Source organism: Azomonas agilis (assembly GCF_007830255.1).
Taxonomy (GTDB): domain Bacteria; phylum Pseudomonadota; class Gammaproteobacteria; order Pseudomonadales; family Pseudomonadaceae; genus Azomonas; species Azomonas agilis.
The window spans coordinates 189,121-205,038 of record NZ_VLKG01000002.1 but is presented as its reverse complement, the minus strand read 5'-3'; the positions used below and the strand labels follow the sequence as shown (position 1 = coordinate 205,038).

General features: G+C 50.8%; 18 protein-coding genes. 7 read left to right on the top strand and 11 right to left on the bottom strand.

What is annotated here, in order from left to right:
• The first annotated feature begins 176 nt into the window (after nucleotides 1-176).
• Nucleotides 177-737, top strand: coding sequence for a gamma carbonic anhydrase family protein (locus tag LX59_RS03310; protein WP_144570422.1), 561 nt, complete (start codon nucleotides 177-179; stop codon nucleotides 735-737).
• A gap of 67 nt (nucleotides 738-804) precedes the next feature.
• Here the strand turns inward: LX59_RS03310 and LX59_RS03305 are convergent, their stop codons facing one another.
• From LX59_RS03305 to LX59_RS03280, 6 genes are read right to left on the bottom strand one after another with little or no spacing between them, the layout of a single operon-like run.
• The gene (locus LX59_RS03305; RefSeq protein ID WP_144570421.1) at nucleotides 805-1,143 is read right to left on the bottom strand and encodes a zinc ribbon domain-containing protein YjdM; all 339 of its coding nucleotides are present in this window, start codon (nucleotides 1,141-1,143) and stop codon (nucleotides 805-807) included.
• A gap of 49 nt (nucleotides 1,144-1,192) precedes the next feature.
• A complete protein-coding gene (locus LX59_RS03300; protein ID WP_144570420.1) occupies nucleotides 1,193-1,840 on the bottom strand; it encodes an MT-A70 family methyltransferase in 648 nt (215 codons plus the stop codon).
• A complete protein-coding gene (locus LX59_RS03295) occupies nucleotides 1,837-2,430 on the bottom strand; it encodes a BglII/BstYI family type II restriction endonuclease (protein ID WP_144570419.1) in 594 nt (197 codons plus the stop codon). Before LX59_RS03295 ends, LX59_RS03300 begins: the two co-directional genes overlap by 4 nt.
• Nucleotides 2,431-2,443: 13 nt before the next feature.
• Nucleotides 2,444-3,274, bottom strand: a complete 831-nt coding sequence (gene nadE / locus LX59_RS03290) for an ammonia-dependent NAD(+) synthetase (RefSeq protein ID WP_144570418.1) — start codon at nucleotides 3,272-3,274, stop codon at nucleotides 2,444-2,446.
• Nucleotides 3,275-3,309: 35 nt separating this feature from the next.
• The gene (locus tag LX59_RS03285; protein ID WP_144570417.1) at nucleotides 3,310-4,131 is read right to left on the bottom strand and encodes an NADPH-dependent oxidoreductase; all 822 of its coding nucleotides are present in this window, start codon (nucleotides 4,129-4,131) and stop codon (nucleotides 3,310-3,312) included.
• Between the two features lie 12 nt (nucleotides 4,132-4,143).
• The gene (locus LX59_RS03280) at nucleotides 4,144-5,469 is read right to left on the bottom strand and encodes an MFS transporter (protein ID WP_144570416.1); all 1,326 of its coding nucleotides are present in this window, start codon (nucleotides 5,467-5,469) and stop codon (nucleotides 4,144-4,146) included.
• Between the two features lie 197 nt (nucleotides 5,470-5,666).
• Here LX59_RS03280 and LX59_RS03275 point away from each other — a divergent pair, with 197 nt between their 5' ends.
• From LX59_RS03275 to LX59_RS03250, 6 genes are all read left to right on the top strand, one after another.
• A complete protein-coding gene (locus tag LX59_RS03275) occupies nucleotides 5,667-6,041 on the top strand; it encodes a DUF2946 family protein (protein WP_144570415.1) in 375 nt (124 codons plus the stop codon).
• Nucleotides 6,042-6,108: 67 nt separating this feature from the next.
• On the top strand, nucleotides 6,109-8,280 hold the full coding sequence (locus LX59_RS03270) for a TonB-dependent siderophore receptor (protein ID WP_144570414.1): 2,172 nt from the start codon (nucleotides 6,109-6,111) through the stop codon (nucleotides 8,278-8,280).
• A 26-nt stretch (nucleotides 8,281-8,306) separates the two neighbouring features.
• Nucleotides 8,307-9,839 (top strand): ABC transporter substrate-binding protein, encoded by a 1,533-nt coding sequence (locus LX59_RS03265; RefSeq protein WP_246118666.1) that lies wholly within the window; start codon nucleotides 8,307-8,309, stop codon nucleotides 9,837-9,839.
• Entirely contained in the window at nucleotides 9,836-10,774 is a 939-nt protein-coding gene (locus tag LX59_RS03260) for an ABC transporter permease (protein WP_144570412.1), read from the top strand. The genes LX59_RS03265 and LX59_RS03260 overlap by 4 nt, the downstream gene beginning before the upstream one ends.
• The gene (locus tag LX59_RS03255) at nucleotides 10,771-11,565 is read left to right on the top strand and encodes an ABC transporter permease (RefSeq protein ID WP_144570411.1); all 795 of its coding nucleotides are present in this window, start codon (nucleotides 10,771-10,773) and stop codon (nucleotides 11,563-11,565) included. The genes LX59_RS03260 and LX59_RS03255 overlap by 4 nt, the downstream gene beginning before the upstream one ends.
• Nucleotides 11,562-13,001 (top strand): ABC transporter ATP-binding protein, encoded by a 1,440-nt coding sequence (locus LX59_RS03250; RefSeq protein WP_246118665.1) that lies wholly within the window; start codon nucleotides 11,562-11,564, stop codon nucleotides 12,999-13,001. The genes LX59_RS03255 and LX59_RS03250 overlap by 4 nt, the downstream gene beginning before the upstream one ends.
• A 7-nt stretch (nucleotides 13,002-13,008) precedes the next feature.
• On the opposite strand, the gene nosR is transcribed toward LX59_RS03250, so the two are convergent.
• The 5 genes from nosR to LX59_RS03220 form a co-directional block, all read right to left on the bottom strand.
• On the bottom strand, nucleotides 13,009-14,352 hold the full coding sequence (nosR, locus tag LX59_RS03245) for a response regulator c-di-GMP phosphodiesterase, NosR family (RefSeq protein ID WP_144570410.1): 1,344 nt from the start codon (nucleotides 14,350-14,352) through the stop codon (nucleotides 13,009-13,011).
• Between the two features lie 207 nt (nucleotides 14,353-14,559).
• The gene (locus LX59_RS03240; protein ID WP_342779669.1) at nucleotides 14,560-14,862 is read right to left on the bottom strand and encodes a GNAT family N-acetyltransferase; all 303 of its coding nucleotides are present in this window, start codon (nucleotides 14,860-14,862) and stop codon (nucleotides 14,560-14,562) included.
• Nucleotides 14,831-15,064 (bottom strand): GNAT family N-acetyltransferase, encoded by a 234-nt coding sequence (locus LX59_RS03235; protein WP_144570408.1) that lies wholly within the window; start codon nucleotides 15,062-15,064, stop codon nucleotides 14,831-14,833. The genes LX59_RS03240 and LX59_RS03235 overlap by 32 nt, the downstream gene beginning before the upstream one ends.
• Before the next feature lie 153 nt (nucleotides 15,065-15,217).
• Nucleotides 15,218-15,403 (bottom strand): hypothetical protein, encoded by a 186-nt coding sequence (locus LX59_RS03225; protein ID WP_144570407.1) that lies wholly within the window; start codon nucleotides 15,401-15,403, stop codon nucleotides 15,218-15,220.
• Nucleotides 15,400-15,918, bottom strand: coding sequence for an ATPase (locus LX59_RS03220; RefSeq protein ID WP_144570406.1), 519 nt, complete (start codon nucleotides 15,916-15,918; stop codon nucleotides 15,400-15,402). Before LX59_RS03220 ends, LX59_RS03225 begins: the two co-directional genes overlap by 4 nt.

Sequence of the window (15,918 nt, the reverse complement as noted above, 5' to 3'; positions counted from 1 at the left end):
TCAAATATTTCAAAACTCCGCATCATAATATAGACCTACCAAAACAAACCAGTGCTGTCCTTAAATTTACGCCGCTCCCCAAAACACAGTGGCCCTTTTCCATCGGTATCTATTCATTTTGGATTAATATTTAATATGTTATAACATAACAAATCTACAGCACTATGGACGTTTCAATGATTCGTAAAAATCCATCCGGTGATCTTCCTATTATTTCTGAATCCGCCTATATCGATAAGACGGCCATTATCTGTGGCAAAGTAATTATTGGAGATAATGTATTCGTTGGCCCTTACGCCGTGCTAAGAGCCGATGAAACGGATGCTGAAGGTAATATGGAGCCTATTATTATAGGTGCTAACTCTAATATTCAGGACGGCGTAGTGATTCACTCTAAATCGGGTGCGTTAGTACAAATTGGGGAGTTTACTTCCATTGCCCATAGATCCATCGTACATGGCCCTTGCACGGTAGGAAATCGAGTTTTTATAGGCTTTAATAGCGTATTGTTTAATTGTAATTTAGGCGATGGATGCGTTGTAAGACATAACTCTGTGGTTGATGGCTGTAACTTACCCGATAACTTTTATGTTCCACCAACAGAGCATATTGGCCCTAATACGGATTTAACTCAGTATCCCCCCGTGCATATATCAGCCGCTGAATTTTCGGAAGATGTCGCCCGTACCAATATTGACTTAGTCTTAGCCTATAAGTGCTTACAAAACGAATTTTAACCGCGCATTTTAGCATGTGAAAAAAGTGGTGGCAGTCGCCATGCCACCACTGATATTTAACTTAGAATTAGGCTTTTTTGACAAACTCGGATTTCAGCTTCATGGCTCCGATGCCGTCGATTTTGCAATCAATATCGTGATCGCCGCCCACCAGACGAATGTTCTTAACTTTAGTACCTACCTTAACCACTAAGGAGGAGCCTTTAACTTTTAAATCCTTAATCACGGTTACGCTATCACCGTCTGCCAGTTGCGTGCCGTACGCATCTTTGATGACTGACCCAGCCTCTGCTTCCGCCACTTGGGTTTGATCCCATTCATGACTGCATTCGGGGCAAATGTAGAGGGCTCCATCTTCGTAGGTATATTCTGAATTGCATTTTGGGCACTGGGGTAAACCGCTCATTAAATATTCCGTACTTTTATTTAATTAAATCAACAATCCAAAAAGCTAGTTAAAGCAGTTTTTTTTGCCTAATAGGTATGATATTTGATTGCGAATGATTGGAATAAGTATCCCAGTCTGGGGTATATTCGTCAGCTTGGTTCCCCCAACTAAACCAGCCTTTACGAGGGCCACGAGCAAATAATTCAATAAAAGGCCCAGGACTGCAAGCCTCTATAAGATCATACTGCTCATCTGGCTTACGACTGTGCTCTCTCTTTTGAGATGAAATTATATTTTCTTGGCTCCGTCCTGGCTGTAAAGTACGCGCATTTTTTCCACGCACCCCAAATAAAATAACCTCAGTTACGTTTCTAAAATAAAAACCAACTCCTCGTCTATCAGGACCACCATCTTTGCGTACTTTATACCAAATCAAGTTGGTTTTATAAGTAAAACCCCAATGGCTCATTACATCCAAACCTTCGCGCAGTAAGGCATTCGGAACCCATAAATAAAGATGGGCAGCATCTTTTACAATAGCCTCAACAGGTAAATCTTTAATTTCCTGTAAGGACATTGTTGGGTAGCGAGCCAACCGCTTATGCTCTGGGGCTATTTTTCCTGTTCTATTTTGAAATTGCCAAGGAGGATCCGCTAAAACAGTCGAAAACTTTCTGCCCCCCGCCTCAGCTAATAAATCATCAGATGCACTCATCTCTCATCCTCAATGTACAAATTTTTTGATATTCCAAAGACTAAAATTGGACAACCTGCTCCACCACCACCCTCTATACGAGGAATTAGTTTCCCCATATGGGTCGTTGAGGCTCCATATGAAGATCCTTTGCCCAAATTTTTAAATATGTCTTGTAACTCATCACATCTAGTTATTATAACACCAACACTAATTGCCCGCAGATCAAATAGGAGTCTAAAATTATTCAAATCTCGATCGTAAAATGGATCTTTATTATTCCACTCAATTTCAAGTGCTATACGATTTTTAAAGCAATCAACTCTGTGAGTTGGAGTCTCGACAGAAACTCCATCCACAACCACCTTTGTCGAAAAATCCTTTTCGACCCAACCTAACTCATATAAATAACTATCAATAAAGTCAGATATTTTAGATTTTTGCCCTCCTGGACTAGTAATCCAAGACTTATACAACTTAAACTCACTTAAGACCGAAATAATATTTTTCCACTCTTCCGGAAAATCCTCTTTCAAAATTGCACAAGCGTGCTTCCATTCATAAGTCTCATAATTATCTCTTATAGACCCTGGTAATAACTCAATACTCATCACTTAACTTTCTCTAACTAGGCTCTTTTGGCAAAGCGCGCTTATGGGCGGTTTTATCGTAGGTGGCGATGATCGCAGCAGCGATGGATTCGGGAATTTCCTGCCCGAGTAGAAAAGCATCAATGTCTTTATAACTAACCCCGTGGGCCATTTCATCGGGTTTGCCGGGGTGTAGTTCTTCTAAATCTGCCGTGGGTACTTTATGCACCAGTTGCTCAGGAGCACCTAAGGCCGCTGCCAAAGTGCGTACCTGATTTTTGACCAATCCGGTAAGTGGTGTGAGATCGCAAGCCCCATCACCAAACTTGGTGAAAAACCCCATCACCGCTTCGGCGGCATGGTCGGTGCCAACCACCAAACCTTGGCGCGCATTAGCAATGGTGTACTGAGCTACCATGCGCATCCTAGCTTTAGTATTGCCTAGTACAAAGTCACGTACGGATGGCGAGAGCTTTTCCAGCTCGCCGGTGGCTGCCGCTAATTCTTGCACCATGCCATGTAGATTAACGGTGTGGCATTCATCGGGTTGGATGGTATCTACGGCTAACTGGGCTTCGTCTTCATCGTGCTGCACAGCGTAGGGCAAACGCACCGCGATAAAGCGGTAGTCCTCGCCTTCTCCGGCAGCACGCATTTCTTGCACAGCGCGTTGGCACAGTAGGCCCGTGGTGGTGGAGTCCACGCCGCCACTGATGCCAAGTACTAGGGTTTTCATCTTAGCATCACGCAAACATTGCTGGATGAAGGCCACACGGCGCTGAATCTCAGCCTGTACCTCTTCTGGGCCACTAAAGGGAGGACGAACCTTTAACGCAGTCGCGATTTCACGCTGACGATTGTTCACAAAACTACTCCTTGAGCCAGACTGGACATGGCTCTTTACTTGAGCATAAAGCCTAGGGTTTTTAACGCAGCCTGCAACCGATCCCGTCCAGAAAGCGCATCAGGGCCAGCAATGCGTTTGGCTGAATGTACGGCCCAAGTGCCTTTTACGTTCATCTGCTGTTCCATATAGAAAGCCGCCATTCTGTCGTTGTAGGCGGCAATGTCGGCTTCCTGTGCGCTAAGGGGCTGATACTGCTCTTGGTGAAGCTGCAAGCTTTGTGGCGGACGCGGCTTAATGGAAGCCGGTTTACTGGGGTCAGGTCTACCCACACAAAGACCAAATACGGCTACCACTTTAGGCGGTAGTTTCAATAATTCGGCCACGCGCTCGGGTTGATTACGCATACCACCGATATACACCGTGCCTAACCCCAGCGATTCAGCGGCGGCCACTGCATTCTGGGCGGCAAGGGCTGCGTCAATCACTCCGATCACAAACATTTCTAAATAATCAATGGCTTCTGAAGGGCGCTCATTCAGGGCAGCCAGATGCTCAAGGCGTGCCAAGTCCGCCAGCCATACCAGTTGCAAGGGCGCTTCAGCTACATGGGCCTGACCACCTGCGCATTCGGCTAATAAGGCACGAGTTTGGGGGTTACGCACCGCTACCACGCTCCAAGCCTGTAGGTTAGAAGAGCTGGCAGCAGACTGCGCCGCTGTCATCATCGCTTGGAGCTGATCATCCGTCACCGGATCAGGTAAGTAATGGCGTACCGAGCGATGCTCTAACAATTGCTCGATCAGGGGCGACCAAGATTTTGAGCGTGATACGTCCGATATGCCGTAACGGGCTTGCAAAAGGCTCAGTGCATCCATGAAAAACTCCAATTAGAGGATCTGAACAGGATTTAAAATCACGCGGGCCGTTTCAGTACCACGCCATAACCACAACCCTAACAGAATAAACAGCACACACAGACTGCCAACGTAATAAGCGGGGGCCATCGGGCTCCACGTTAATAACAGGCTGACCAATATCGGCGTTAAACCGCCGCACAGGGCATAGGCCAGATTGTAGGAGAAGGATAACCCTGAAAAGCGTACAGCCGCTGGAAAGGCTTTTACCATCACCATCGGGATGGCTCCAATGGCTCCCACAGAGAAACCCGCTAAGCCGTACAGCGGCAATAACCAGTCTGGATGCTGGGCTAAATAGCCATAAAACAGCGCCGTGCTGAGCAGTAACAAGAGCCCACCGCCCATAAAGGTGAGTCCCGGCCCAATACGATCCACAATCCAGCCAGCTAATACACAGCCCACACTCAAAGCAACGATGGCTAGGCTATTAGCCTGCAACGCATCGGTCGGACTGATGCCGTACTGTGTCTGCAACAGGCTTGGAGTCATCAAAATCACTACGACAATCCCCGCCGACAGCACCCAGGTCAGCAACATGCATAAGAACACCGCAGGCCGATGGGCTCGAATCACAGCCTTCAAGGGTAACTCGTCGGCTAAGGATTGGCGCTGTTTCAGCTCCGCAAAAACGGGAGTCTCATGCAACCAGCGGCGCAGATACACCGAGAATAGTCCCAGCACGCCACCGAGTAAGAAGGGTATACGCCACGCATAATCGGCCACCTGTTGCGGGCTAAATAGGTGGTTAATTAGGGTCGCGGTAATAGAACCCAGCAAAATACCCGCTGTTAATCCTGCGGTTAACGTGCTACAGGCAAAGCCTGTGTGCCGATCCGAAACGTGCTCAGCCACAAAGACCCAAGCGCCGGGCACCTCGCCACCAATGGCCGCCCCCTGAACGACTCGCAAAGCCAATAACGCCAAGGGCGCAGCGATGCCGATATCTGCATAGGTAGGTAATAGCCCCATGCACAGTGTGGGGACAGCCATTAGAAAAATACTGAGGGTAAACACCCGCTTGCGCCCCAGCAGATCACCAAAGTGCGCCATGATTAGCCCACCCAAGGGACGGGCTAAATAACCAGCGGCAAAGATGCCAAAGGTCTGTACTTGGCGCAGCCACTCCGGCATTTCGGCGGGGAAGAAGAGCTGCCCTACCACCGTGGCAAAAAACACGAAAATGATAAAATCATAAAACTCCAGCGCACCACCTAGGGCCGACAGCGATAGAGTCTTCAAATCGCCACGGCTTAAAGGGCGCGCCACAGAGTCAGAACCGGAATACTGGCTGGACATGGAGGATAAATCTCAGACGAGAGCGACTAAGGAGTAAGTGTTCTATTCTATCCAAAACCTTTGTTGATAGGCTCCCGCCGAAGATGTCAGCTAGATGACAGACTTCTGTATGGCCACCATGCTACAAGTGTGCCTATTTTCTGTATTTTTCACTGTTGGCCTATGGATACTCGCTCTGACACAGGGACGCGCCCCACATGATGCGTCAAGCCTTATCATTCAAGATGGCTTGGTGTGGCCTCTTTGCCCTGTGTCTGCTTTGGGTTATGCCCTTATGGGCTCATCTAAAACAGCAATCTGACCTTGAGCCGCCTTTAATCCTCTGTGGGGCGCAGCACTCAGTACAGTCCGAAACGCCCCAAGCTCCTCTTCCCTTTGGACATCCATACCACAAGCTCGACAGTTGCAGTTATTGCCAACTGATCCTCAAGGTTCCCTTTATTCCTACCAGAGCTTGTTGGCTTTTAAAGCTGGCCTTCCATGCTCCTGCTACCCCGGATCAGTCTGAATCGCCCAAGCGCTCTTCAGACCCGCACCCAAGACGTGCTCGCAGCCCACCCTATTCCGCATAACAGATGAATCAGGATCACAACGCCTTTTTGGGCCTACCCCACTTTATTGCGTGGATGAACATCTATTATGCGGTTTTTTTTAGCAACCCTATTTTCATCGCCCCTAGCACTTATCCTCGGCTCACTCGGCGGGGCGACCCTAAGTTTATGCCCTAGCCTGAGCCAAGCCGCTGGCGAGCCAAACGCCTCCGGTGAAGAACCCACGTTACTGGATGCGGTGGTTATTAGCGGGCACTCAAGCAGCCCTCAAGATCAAGAAACAACACAGAGCTACCGCGTACTGCGCAGCCGCAGCGCCACTAAAACCGATACCGACCTCCGCGATATTCCCCAATCCATCAGCGCCATTCCGATCAAGGTGCTGGAAGATTTGAACGTACATCGGGTGGAAAAAGCGCTGGATTTTGCCGGCGGAGCCTCGCGCCAAAACGATTTTGGCGGCCTGACGATGTATGAGTACAGCATTCGCGGTTTGACCACCTCCGAGTTCTACCGCGATGGTTTCAGCGTGAATCGGGGCTATATGAACACCCCCGATACGGCCAATATTGAGCGCGTGGACGTACTCAAAGGCCCTGCTTCCAGCCTATACGGACGCGGCGATCCCGGCGGTACGGTGAATTTGGTCAGCAAAAAACCCAAGGCTGAACGCTTCACCCGTATTAATTTGAGTGCTGGGCGTTGGGATCAGTACCGCTCAGCACTGGACTTCAACACGCCTTTGGACGATGAGGCCAAGATGCTGTTCCGCCTCAATGCCTCAGCGGAAGATAAGCAGAGTTTTCGCAATTACCGCTCCGGCGAGCGCCAGTTGTTTGCGCCCTCCTTTAGCTGGGAACTGCGGCCCAATACCCGTTTGCTGGTTCAATCGGAAATCGTGCGCAACCGACAAACCTTCGACCGAGGCGTGATTGCACCGGGAGGACACTTAAGCCATGTGTCCCGCTCCGCCTTCTTCGGCGAACCTAACGACGGCAAAATCAGCAACAACAACGAAACCCTGCAAGCCGAGCTAGAGCACGACCTGAATCAGGATTGGACACTGCGTTTAGCCAGCCACTACAAGCAAGGTCGGATGCAGGGCTATTCCACCGAAGCCAGCAGTCTTTCAGCCGATTACCAAACCCTAAACCGCGAACAGCGCCACCGCGATTACGAGTGGCAGGACGCAATCACCCAACTGGAACTGCGCGGCACACTCCATACCGGCGGCATTGAACACACTCTGCTGTTTGGTACTGAGGTTGAGCGCTACGCCAAAGAAGAACGCATGCTGCGCTCTCGCCCTACCCATACCCTCAGCGTATACGAACCTATCTACGGTACACCACATCCCACCTTTAGCACCGGCCCCACAGGACGCAGTACCCACACCAATGAGCTAGTATATTCCCGTGCTTTTAACTTCCAAGACCAACTCAAACTCACCGAGCGTCTACAGGCTTTGGTCGGCGCACGTTACGAGCACTACGAACACCGCCTAAACAACCAAGTTAAAAGCACGCGCGCCAAACAAACCCAAGAAGAAGTCACGCCACGAGTAGGCTTGCTGTATCAGCTCACCCCAGAATTGGGTGTTTTTGCCAACGCCTCGCGCTCCTTCAAACCCAACACCGGCATGGATAAAAACGGTGGCACCTTTGAGCCAGAAAAAGGCCGTGGCTACGAAACCGGGATCAAGTTGGATTTGTTCGACCATCGCCTAAGCATGACGTTGGCGGCCTTCCACATCATCAAACGCAACGTGCTGACCACTGACCCTACGGACACCAGCTACCAAATGACCGCTGGCAAGGTGCGCAGCAAAGGCATGGATTTTCAATTTAGCGGCCAGATTACTGACGATTGGCGCATTATTGGCGCTTATGCCTACATTTCCGCCGAAATCAGGGAAGACAATACCTTAGAAAAAGGAACGCGCTTGCTCAATATTCCGCAAAACAGCGGCAGCTTGATGGCCATCTACACCTTGCCCGATGGCCCTTGGCGCGGTCTGGAACTGGGCGGCCACGTCAATTATGTAGGTCGGCGCTCCGGTAACACCGTCGATACCTTCGAGCTGCCCTCCTACACCACCTTGGATCTGATAAGCCGCATTCCTGTCACTCAGCAGATCAACCTAGGTCTGAATTTCAATAACCTGTTTGACAAGCGTTTTTACGAGCGCTCCTACAGCAATCTGTGGGTGATGCCGGGTGAGCCGCGCAACCTGAGCATTTCTCTGGCGCTAAATCTGTAATGTCTTTTCGAGCTAAGGAGCTTGTTTTGCCTGTTCTAAGATACGGTCTTTTATGGACTTTGGCGCTTGTCCTAAGCGCCTGCCAACCCAATCAAGACCCAGAAACCCTAAACATCAGCGGGCCGTTTGAATTCACCAGCCAAGACCCTTCCCGCACCGGCTACGTCTATACACGGCTGCAAGTTGCCGAAACCTTGGTAGAAGTGGCTCCCGATGGCCATTTACTGCCGGGGCTAGCCGAATATTGGTCGGCAGAGGATGGCGGTTTGCGCTGGCAGTTTCAGCTCCGATCTGGCGTTCGCTTCCATGATGGCCAGGTTTTAGAGGCTCAAACCGTAGTGCAGGCATTGGAAATTGCGCGTACCAAACCCGGCATCCTAAATACCCTGCCCATCACCCAAATCACGGCTGAGGAACCCTTAAAGCTCAGCATTCAACTCAGCCGTCCTCACCAGCCTTTACCGGCGGTGCTGGCTCACTTTTCAGCGGTGATTCTGTCACCCGCCTCCTATAACGCCGAGGGCCAAGTAACTTGGATGCAGGGCACCGGCCCCTACCGATTGATTGAGTTTGGCCCACCGCACCGCCTTTTAGTGCAGCGCTTTGAGGGCTATTGGGGCAAGGTGGCGCAGATTCCCAAGGTGCTGTACTTAACCGGCCACCGCGCCGAAAGTCGTGCCCTACAGGTGATGGCGGGGCAAACCGATATCGTGTACACCCTCGATCCGGCCAGCTTGGATTTACTCAAACGGCGCAAGGATGCCCAAGTGCATTCGGAGCTGATTCCGCGCACCATTCAGATTAAGCTCAATGCCGGTCATCCCTACCTCAAAGACCTCAAAGCCCGCCAAGCCATTAGTCTGGCTTTGGATCGTTCAGGAATCGCTACCCATGTGCTGCGCGTACCGGGCACAGAAGCTAATCAATTGATTCCGCCGATGCTCAAAGATTGGCATTTACCGGCCTTAGCGCCTATCGCTCAGGATCTTAAACAGGCTCAAGCCCTGTTACAGGAGCTGGGTTGGCAAGCGGATGAACAAGGCATCCTGCACCGCGAGGGCCAACGCTTTCAGCTCAAGATGATTACCTATGCCGACCGGCCTGAATTGTTGGTGATCGGTACAGCGATTCAGGCGCAACTGCGGGCGCTGGGGATTGATATGGGGTTAAGTGTGGTGAACTCCAGCGGCATTCCTTCTGCCCACCATGACGGCAGCCTTGAGCTGGCGTTAATCGCCCGCAATTACGGTACTGTGGCCGATCCGTTAAGCCTGTTGCTGCTGGATTTTGGCGCTCAAGGCAATGGGGATTGGGGGGGCATGAATTGGAACAATACCGCCTTCCCGCAACTACTGCACGAACTGGAGGCCGAGCAGGATGCAACCCTATACCAACGCAAAGCCCAGCAAGCGGCGCAGATGTTGGTAGACGAACTGCCAGCCATTCCGGTGCTGTTTTACACCCAGCAAACCGCCACCGCGCAGCGGGTGAAGCATTTCAGCTTTGACCCCTATGAGCGCAACTACCACCTTTCTGACATGAGGCTCGCAACCCCATGATGAGGCTGTTACTCCTGCGCCTAGGACAGGCCGCTCTTGTATGCTGGAGTGTGGGCACGCTCAGTTTTATCTTGATGCATTTGCTGCCCGGCAATATGGCTTTTCGGGTAGCCGCAGGCCGTTATGGGTACGACAACCTCAACCTAGCCGCCGCCCAAGCCGTGGAAATCGAATTGGGTTTGGATCAGCCAGTATGGGAACAGTACCTCAACTGGCTGCTGGATCTGATGCGCTTTGACTTTGGGAACTCACTGGTCAGCGGCTTACCCATCGCCCATGAATTGATGCACTTTCTGGAGCACACGCTGATGCTGGCTGTCACGGCTATGCTATTAGCCTTGCTGCTGGCGCTCCCTATTGGGATTTACGCCGCCATCCGCGAAAACTGTTGGTTTGATCGAGCCAGTTTGCTGATGTCGGTGTTATTACGGGCTCAGCCTGTGTTTATGGTCGGCTTAGTACTGCTGCTGATCTTTTCCTTGCAACTGCGCTGGCTCCCTGTGGCTGGTTTTGATGGGCCGCGCTTTTTGATTCTTCCGGCCATCAGTTTGGCGCTGGTGTTGGCTGCTTTGTCCAGTCGGGTGATACGCCATGCCGGGGTGGAGGTCATTCATTCGGCCTTCTTCCAATTCTCCCGCATCAAGGGTCTAAGCTTTGGCCAAACGCTGATTCGACATGGGCTTCGCAATGCCGCCTTACCCGTAGTGGCTTTTTTGGGCATCCAGTTGGTCACGCTGATAGAAGGCATTGTGATGATTGAATCCCTGTTTTCATGGCCTGGCTTAGGCCACGGTCTAGCCCATGCGGTGTTCAATCGCGATGTGCCCATGATTCAAGGCGCGGCCATGAGCTTGGGCCTGCTGTTTGTGGTACTGAACCTTTGGGTCGATATCGCTTGCCATCTGATTGATCCACGAGGACGGGCTGAATCATGAGGCAACTTAAACTCAAAACCAGCCAAAAAATCGGGGCCGGACTGCTGCTATTACTCTTGGCTTTTGCCCTGTTGGAAGCCCTACTGCACGGCACAGCCCCTTATCTACAGCGCCTTGACCAAGCCTTTGCCCTCCCTAGTCTACAAGAGCCCTTAGGCACGGATCAGTTTGGCCGCAGTATGCTGGCTCGGATGGGGGCGGCCTTGCGCCTCTCCCTAATCCTCAGCCTGATCTGTGTACTGACTTCCGCCACGCTGGGCATACTGCTGGGCGTGGTCGCAGGTTGGTGGCAAGGCTGGGCCGATCGGCTGCTGTCTTTTATCCTCAACATGCTGTTGGCCTTACCCGGACTGGTACTGATTCTGCTGTTTGCGGGTTTGGCTCCCGGTTCGTTGTTGATGCTGTATCTGGCTATTTCCTTGGTACTTTGGGTGGAATATTTCCGGGTGGTGCGCGCCATTACCCGTACTCAGATTCAATCCTCCGCCATGCAAGCTTCCCACATGCTGGGCTTTGGGCGGTGGTATTGCTTCCGCCGTCATATTTGGCCCGCGTTGGTATCCCCCGTATTCACCCTAGCGGCCTTTGGAGCCGCCAATGCGATTTTGGCTCTGGCGGCGCTGGGCTTTGTTTCTGTGGGTGTCCGCCCGCCCACAGCAGAGTTAGGCTTAATGATGGTGGAGCTGTTCCCCTATTACAGCGATGCTCCTTGGGTGCTGGCACAGCCGGTATTGGCGGTATTTTTGTTGGTACTCAGTCTTAATTTGCTGGCAGGGGGAAAACGCTCATGACTGGCTCACAACCGATAATCCCCTTATTGCAGGTGGAAAACCTCTGTGTGTTTTCCCGTCCTCAAGCCAAAAATCAAGCCCCCGAGCTGCTGCTAGAACCTCTGAGCTTTAGCCTTTATCCCGGTGAGCGCCTAACCATTTTAGGGGAAACGGGAGCCGGCAAAAGCCTGCTGATGCAGGCCATTATGGGGACTTTGCCCAAGCCTTTGTACCACCAAGGCCGCATACGCATTGCAGGACAGGATCTTGATGCACTCCCCCAAACAGAGCGCGAACAACTCTGGGGACGTAGGATCGCGCTGCTACCCCAAGAGCCTTGGCATGCCCTTGATCCTTTAATGCCTAGTCAAGAACAGGTATCCGAGGTTTACCAGTGCGTTAAAGGCCGTAAGCCAGATAGCGCCGATCACCAAGCTACCCAAGACCTTCTGGCTGTGGGGTTGCAGGGGGCTGAACACAAACGCCCGGATCAACTGTCGGGCGGCATGGCACAGCGTTTAGCCTTCTGTGCCGCTACCGCTGCGGGTGCTTCCCTGATTTTGGCCGACGAACCAACCAAGGGTTTAGACACAAGCTGCCGTGAAGCTCTGGTACAGCTCTTGTGCAAAAAATCCACCCAAGGCACTCTGCTGACCATCACCCACGACGTAGCCGTGGCGCGCCAATTGGGTGGGCGCATACTGGTCATGAAATCCGGGCGATTGCTGGACGATGGGCGTATTAAACAGGTATTGGATGATTCTGCCTGTCAGTACACCCGACAACTAATAGAAGCTGAACCCGCCCGCTGGCCTCCCTATCCTCTGCCAAACATACAACAGGCTACCCCCATTCTTGAGGCACAGGAGCTGAGTAAACAGCGGGGAAATAAGCGACTGTTTGAACATCTAAGCCTACAGATTCGGCGGGGCGAAATCCTTGGCCTTACCGGAGACAGCGGGTGCGGTAAAAGCACCCTAGGCGATATTCTGTTAGGCCTATTGCCCGCCGACTCAGGGCGGGTATATAGACGGGGAGGATTTGCCCCCCAGCGCTATCTCAAACTCTACCAAGATCCTCCGGCCAGCTTTGCCCCTCAGGTTAAATTGGCCCAGCTCTTTGACGACCTCATTCGCCTACACCGTTTAGACGCAAAACGCCTGCCCGCACTCTTGGAACGCTTGAATCTGAGTACTCACCTGTTACAGCGCCACAGCCACCAAGTATCAGGAGGAGAACTTCAGCGGCTAGCCTTGGCGCGGGTGTTATTGATGGAGCCTGTATTTTTGTTTGCCGATGAACCCGTATCTCGACTTGACCCCATCACCGCCCGCGACGTGTTACAGCTCTTAGTGGAAGTGGCCACAGAGTATCAATGCGCTGTATTGCTGGTTAGCCATGACCCGGCCCTCGTGCATAAAATCTGTCACACCCAACGCTGCTTAAGCCTTCCGTGAGCTAAGTTTAGCTATTCACGATCTCACTGACGAAGGCAGGCTCCCTAACAAATAGGCTGTATTGAGTCTTCTCCGCCGCTTCAAAGGCGATCAAACGCTCAATAATCAGGGCTGTTAATACCTTGCCTTCGTTCAACAACAATAAACCGCTGTCGGCATTCAGGCTGCGGGCGAGTTTCATACCGGGTTTTAGCTGATGGGTGTTAAAAACCTTCACATCCGGGTCGTTTACACAGAGGCTAGGCACAATCTGAGTGCAGACTGTGACAAAGGGCTCTATCAGATCTGGATCGTAGATTTTGCCGCTGAATTTACGCATCAGCAGCAAGGCTTCGTCCTGATTGAATTGGCGCTCCAAGACCAATCCTTTTTGCAGCTCGATAAAATCAATCACCAGCTTAATTAGGCGCGAACCAAAGGGAATTTCGGTTTCTTTAATGTTATCGGGGAAGCCTTTACCGTCCCAGCGCTCTTGATGGTGACGGATCATCGCCCGTGCATCCTGTAGCGGCTCCAAGGCCATAAATAAGCTTTCGCTGCGACCCGGATAGGCTCGGAACATATCGCGGCTTTTTTTGTACAGAGTATCTGAGGGCATTTCGAGCAGCGCATCAGGCCAGCTCAGTTTGCCAATGTTGTACAAGGCCGCCGCCATTACGATGTCTTGGGTTTGGCCTTCATCTAATTTCAGGTGCTGACAGAACGCACGAGTAAGACCGATCACTTCTTTGTTGGTTTGCTTTTCCACCGGCACCCGCTGGTTGATCAGCAGGGAGAATACTTCCGTACTGGTCACATAGCTGTGCCTGAGCTCTTCATAGGCCAAGTCCAGCATATCCGCCGTTTGCTGTAGTTCAGCGGTGCGCGCCGCCACTCGCTGCTCTAAATGGGTATTGAGTTCGTTTAACTCTTGGTTACGCACTTGAACCGTTTCTAACAACGCCTGCCGCTCGCGCTCAATGTCTTGATGGGCTATGGCTTGGCGCAGGGTTAGCAAGAGCTCGTTGTCGTCCCAAGGTTTGTGTACAAAGTGGTAGATATGCCCTTCATTTAACGCTGTTACCAGCATGTTTAGCTCAGGATGAGCTGTGAGCAAAATGCGAATCGTGTCTGGATTTTGATTGTGAATCTGGGTGAGCAAGGTGGGGCCGTCCATACCCTGCATATGGGCATCGGCTAGCACCAGATCAAAGGGCATCTCATTAAACAAGGCTAAAGCGTGCGTGCCATCGGTGGCTGTGGCTAAGTCATAAGGCTGATTTCTCAGCAAATGGCATAAGCGATTGAGTACCTCTCGATCATCGTCTACTAACAATAAGCGTGGGCGGTGTTTTTGTATAAGTGTTGTCATATGCCCCCCTGAGTGAGTAAAAGTACTCCTATATATTATTAGTTATCGGCATCCGATGGAAATTTTCAAGACGGGTAAAAAGATATTTTTAGTCAGATGCTTTAATTTTACACTTATACCGGATTTGTATTTACTATTAATACCCAGTACCTATTCGTAGCATATAAGCAATATTATATAAAATAAAAACAAATATTTTAAAATCTCTTACGGAATATTTAAGCAAGAATATAAATAAGTACTTATGGGCTGATCCTCTTTAAAAACAGCGCATTTTAAAAATGCCTCTTGAATATACCCACATTTTTCCAATACTCTGCAAGAGGCTATATTTCCGTCAAACACAAGGGCTTGTAAGCGGATAATGTCAGTTTCTTTGAAGATATGCTGCGTAAGCTGAGCTAAAGCCTGTGTCGCTATTCCTTTTCCCCAAAAAGGTTGGGCGATCCAATACCCCACATCAGCTGTCCGACTTCGCTCAAGGCGTCTCAAGGCGTCCGAGAAAGGCACCAATGTCTCCTACATATTGCCCATTAAATTCTATAGCACGAATAATATGCTCCTTGCTTCCTTTTTTAACCCAGAACTCTGCATCCCTTTCTTTATAAGGATCAGGTATTGCCGAAGTTAAATATTGACGAACCCTAAGATCATTTAGGTAGTCAACTAATAAGGGGATATCGGCTTCTCTATATTCTCTCAGTATGAGCATAATTTATCCTTATTAGACAGAAGAAAGAAAAGCGAGCCTAACAAATCCTCGGCAACGGTTCCCCATTTAACCAATCCACCATGCTCTGGCCGCCAAACTGGGTACGCATTTGCACAAACTGCTGAGCGTCTTCCTGTACCGTTCCAATGTCATTCACAGAACCCGTTCTTGCCGCAACTCCTGAGCCGATACATGCACCATTTTCTGCCCTTCAACAACCACAATGCCGGTATCTGTTTGCAAGGCTGTTTGTCGGGCCAGCTCAGCAGCACGCTTAATAGCCTGTAACGAGGCCCGCAGATCAGGGTCTTTTGCTTTAGCTAATTCTTGCTGCGTCATTCTTTCTCTCCCCATTCGAGCATTAAAGGCTCCACTCCGGAATTATCATACAGTGCCCAAGCATCAACCTGTGGGCGGTAATGGCGCTCAAAGTTACTACGGCCCGCGGCAAAACGGCGACGAATCACTTCCTCAGGAATATGGTGGCCCCCTTGCTTCACTCGCTCAGCCACCCGTGCAACGGCAACCTCAGCTGAGGGCAAGGCTAGAAAAAATAGACAAACGTGATAGCCCTGCTGTTGCCACTGACGGATATGGCGCAGATAAGTCAGCCCCGACAGTGTGGTTTCAATGGCAAAGCTATCACCACGACTTACGCTCTCTGCAATCTCTGAAAGCATCAACTTACCTGCTTTCACCGCTGCCTTCTCAGGCGCAAAAGGAGCCAATCCTGCCGCAATTAAATCAGCATTAATAAAGCGCGGGCACTGTGCCTCCGCTGGCAGAAAGGATCGGGCAAAGGTTGTCTTTCCTGCGCCATTCGGCCCCGCAATGATGATAATTTTCTTACCCAC